This window comes from Sphingobacterium micropteri (assembly GCF_014692515.1).
In the GTDB taxonomy this organism is placed as follows: domain Bacteria; phylum Bacteroidota; class Bacteroidia; order Sphingobacteriales; family Sphingobacteriaceae; genus Sphingobacterium; species Sphingobacterium micropteri.
Map to the genome: position 1 here is coordinate 1 of NZ_JACOIK010000026.1, position 1,789 is coordinate 1,789.

The following is a 1,789-nucleotide window of genomic DNA, read 5'->3' on the forward strand; positions in this document are numbered from 1 at the left end:
TGTCTATTCCTAGAATAGCTTGACACTTTTTCGGTAAAAAAGAGGAAAAAGATGTCAAAATCAACAGGAGGAAAACAGAAAGAGATTTTACTGAAGGACCGCTTCAGTGATGACAGTTCCAGCCAGCCAGAGATAGCATTCCGCAGATGGCTGGTCGGCGAGCTGGACTCAGGACGGATGACCGAAGGGGAGGCCCGTGCGCGATTTCATATAGGAGAGGCTACATGGTGGAAACTACTACGCCGCTGGCGCAGGTTGTATTCTTCGGATATTCCTTTAACTTTACCCCCGATGACCGAAAAAGAACAGCGGGAACTAGAGGCGCTCCATAAGCGGATAAAGGAGCTGGAGAAGCATCTGGAAGATGCCAAGGTGAATAATACTGCACTGGAAACATTGGTCGATGTTGCCGAACAGAAGCTGCGGATCAGTATCCGAAAAAAGTCTGGGCCCAAACAGTAAGCCTGCTCAGGCAGTTGTACCCACATTACAGTGTAGGGTACCTCTGTTCACTGTTTGGGTATAGCCGACAAGGCTATTATGAGCAGATAAAGCGCGCCGAAGAGAAGCATATGGCAGATGCACTGGTCATCAAGATGGTCAGGGAGGTGCGCAAAGACCTGCCCCGCTGTGGTGTTCCCAAGCTGATGGTCATCTTAAAAGACCGGTTTGACGAGCATGGTATAAAAATGGGCAGGGACCAGCTGTACAGGCTGCTGGGGGAACGTGGGTACCTGATCCGTTACCGTAGGAGAAAGGTATATACGACCGATAGCAACCATCCTTACCGAAAATACCCCAACCTGATCCGCGATCTGAGCGTGCTGACATGTGCAGGGCAGTTATGGGTAAGCGACATTACCTACCTCCACCTGAAGCATGGGTTCGCCTACCTGAGTATTGTAACAGATGCCTATTCCCACCGGATTATCGGCTACTGCCTTCACCCCACTCTCCACAGTGATGGACCTATAAATGCTTTATTGATGGCCAGTACTTCTAAAATGCAGGGGACACTGATCCATCACAGTGACCGCGGTGTACAGTACTGCTGCCAGCAATATATACAGACACTGGAGTCATTTGGCATCCGCATATCCATGACCGAGAACGGTGACCCTTATGAAAATGCCATTGCCGAACGGATCAACGGTATATTAAAGACGGAATTCCTGTTGGACCGGACTTTCCCATCTTTTACCCTGGCTCACAGTGCGGTAGAAAATGCAGTGGACAGATACAACCGTATAAGACCACATGCCAGCTGTGATAATCTTACACCGGTGCGGGCTCACGATCAGAAGGGCATCCTTAAAAAGCACTGGAGGTCCAAAGGTGAGAAAAGAGATACGGTCAATGCCCAAAACTAATAGGCCATGGACACAAGAGGACCACCTGTCAGCCAAGCTCAGTAATAAGCGGAAATCCGGCAGTGCCCTGAGTAACTGTCGGATCTCTGCAGCAAACTAAACACAATAACAAGAGTATAGTCATACAGATACGTAAATAAAATGAAACCTGTAAAGGATAACTGCGACAACAATAAAACGGAATACAGTATACGGAATATAACCGTTACTGTACCCAAAATCACTAGTAAGGAATATGATGTCGGTATCTGCCGTAAATGTGTATTGCAAGTCTTTAAAAATAGGTATAACCCAAAAATTACATCGAAATGCTGTATGAAAGAATCATTGTGTAACTTTGCTTTAGCAAAAAATAGAATAACAGTAAATATTATCAAGAACTAACCGATAAAGCTGTCAAGTTTTTTTAGGAAGGTACA

General features: G+C 46.3%; 2 protein-coding genes. Both read left to right on the plus strand.

Annotation, left to right across the window (positions count from 1 at the left end; translation table 11 throughout):
* Positions 1–51 precede the first annotated feature (51 nt).
* Entirely contained in the window at positions 52–462 is a 411-nt protein-coding gene (locus H8B06_RS20430) for a hypothetical protein (protein WP_190996042.1), read from the plus strand.
* 14 nt (positions 463–476) lie between these two features.
* Positions 477–1,370 (plus strand): IS3 family transposase, encoded by an 894-nt coding sequence (locus H8B06_RS20435; protein ID WP_190996043.1) that lies wholly within the window; start codon positions 477–479, stop codon positions 1,368–1,370.
* The last annotated feature ends 419 nt before the right edge of the window (positions 1,371–1,789 follow it).

Bases quoted from the DNA above. Each gene is read 5' to 3' on its own strand.
- H8B06_RS20430 (WP_190996042.1), top strand. From the start codon at position 52: ATGTCAAAATCAACAGGAGGAAAACAGAAAGAGATTTTACTGAAGGAC.